This is a genomic window from Acinetobacter sp. 809848, assembly GCF_000581275.1.
In the GTDB taxonomy this organism is placed as follows: domain Bacteria; phylum Pseudomonadota; class Gammaproteobacteria; order Pseudomonadales; family Moraxellaceae; genus Acinetobacter; species Acinetobacter pittii.
Map to the genome: position 1 here is coordinate 1 of NZ_JEXG01000121.1, position 1951 is coordinate 1951.

The following is a 1951-nucleotide window of genomic DNA, read 5'->3' on the forward strand; positions in this document are numbered from 1 at the left end:
AGTACGGCTTGGAATAGGATTGTCATAACGTTCAGCTTCAGCTTTCGCTTCGGGGTCAGCCCAGTTTTTTGTCATGTCGTTTGGTTTCACGCTTGGCAGATAAGTTTAGCATAAGTCATGCAGACCCGAACTGCACGTTTAGGTTTGCAATAATGTGTTATGCACTACAGTATTTTGATGAAGAAATAATATCTATCTTAACAAGCGTTTGATCGAAAAAGACGAAAATAATGAGAAAATTGCTTAAAAAATAATTCATTGAACTAAAAAACAAGAAAATTTCACTATGATGACTTGAACAATAGGGTTTTAGTTTGTATTATGGCGGCTCGTTCCGGTGAGGTGGATGAGTGGCTGAAATCACTTCCCTGCTAAGGAAGCATACCTATTACTGGTATCGAGGGTTCGAATCCCTCTCTCACCGCCATTTACTTAATGCGCTCATAGCTCAGCTGGATAGAGCACTTGGCTACGAACTAAGGGGTCGGGAGTTCGAATCTCTCTGAGCGCACCAAGTAAAATAGAACGAATCGCTGAAAGGCACACAAGTTACGCGCTCATAGCTCAGCTGGATAGAGCACTTGGCTACGAACTAAGGGGTCGGGAGTTCGAATCTCTCTGAGCGCACCAAGTAAAATAGAACGAATCGCTGAAAGGCACACAAGTTACGCGCTCATAGCTCAGCTGGATAGAGCACTTGGCTACGAACTAAGGGGTCGGGAGTTCGAATCTCTCTGAGCGCACCAACTTGAAGAATTAACCGCTTTTATAGCGGTTTTTTTGTGCCTGTTTTTTAGTACTTTAAAAAATCTAAATTTATAACTTTTTAATTATATTAGAGATAATCATAAATGAACTTAGCTTTATTTGACTTTGATGGCACGATCACTCATAACGATACATTCAGTCTATTCCTTAAATTTTCTTTAAATAAAAAAACTCAAATACTAGGTGGTATTCGACTTGCACCTTATATAGCGGGTTATAAGCTTGGATGGGTAACCGATAAAACTATCCGAACTAAACTCTGTCAGGTGGGATACGTGGGCTATGATGCAGATTCCCTAAAATATATGGGACAAGAGTTTGCTAAAAATGTCCTTCCTACCTGTGTGCGTCAAAATGCTTTGGAGCGTATTCTTTGGCATAAACAACAAGGTGATCAGGTTGTGGTTGTATCTGCATCATTAGGTGTTTATTTAGAAAGCTGGTGCCAATCTTTAGATTTAGAGGTTATATGTAATCAACTTGAAATACGTGATGGTATTTTGACAGGTGATTTTATTAATGGTGATTGCGGTTATTTAGAAAAAGTAAATAGAATAAAAAACAATTATGATTTAACTCAGTATTCTACAATTTATGCTTATGGTGATACACCTAATGATTATGCAATGTTAGAGCTGGCTCATAAGAAATATTATAGATGGGAAGAAGTAAATTAATATTTAAAAATATATTAATAAATAAAGCCACTTGTAATAAGTGGCTTTATTTTAACGACTTATATTAAACAGTATTGAAAGAGTTTTCTAAGAAGTTATCGGTAAGTAATGATGTAGGTACGATAGTATGCGTTGTATTAGTTACGCTTGATACTGTCGACGTTACACCACCGAGTAAGCTACCACCAGTTAATCCGCCTAGTAAATTAGAAATAACATCTAATCCGCCTTCACCAGTCACACCGCCCGTTAAGCTACCCACGATATCTGTTACGATGCCGATAGGGTTGTCTGTACCGCCAGTAACGCCACCAGTTAAGCCGCCTAGAAGGTCGGTCACTAAGCCAAGAGGGTTATCACCATCTACGCTACCAGTTAAACCGCCAAGTAAATCAGTGACTAAGCCTAGTGAGCTATCTCCACCAGTAACCCCACCAATAGTTCCTGTCAATCCACCAATGATTTCTGTTACTAAGCCAGTAGCAGTTGTGCCATTTGTAATCAGC

The 1951-nt window shown here is 39.1% G+C and carries 1 protein-coding gene, 4 tRNA genes and 1 pseudogene; 5 read left to right on the top strand and 1 reads right to left on the bottom strand.

Annotated elements, in window-relative coordinates; all coding sequences use genetic code 11:
- Positions 1-336 precede the first annotated feature (336 nt).
- The 5 genes from J536_RS24130 (at position 337) to J536_RS24150 (ending at position 1445) form a co-directional block, all read left to right on the top strand.
- A tRNA-Ser gene (locus J536_RS24130) sits at positions 337-427 on the top strand.
- Between the two features lie 10 nt (positions 428-437).
- Positions 438-514 (top strand) — tRNA-Arg (locus J536_RS24135).
- 39 nt (positions 515-553) lie between these two features.
- A tRNA-Arg gene (locus tag J536_RS24140) sits at positions 554-630 on the top strand.
- A 39-nt stretch (positions 631-669) separates the two neighbouring features.
- Positions 670-746 (top strand) — tRNA-Arg (locus J536_RS24145).
- Between the two features lie 105 nt (positions 747-851).
- Positions 852-1445 (top strand): HAD-IB family hydrolase, encoded by a 594-nt coding sequence (locus tag J536_RS24150; RefSeq protein WP_005078312.1) that lies wholly within the window; start codon positions 852-854, stop codon positions 1443-1445.
- Between the two features lie 64 nt (positions 1446-1509).
- On the opposite strand, the pseudogene J536_RS24155 reads toward J536_RS24150, so the two are convergent.
- A pseudogene (locus J536_RS24155) lies at positions 1510-1951 on the bottom strand (hypothetical protein); the annotation flags it as partial.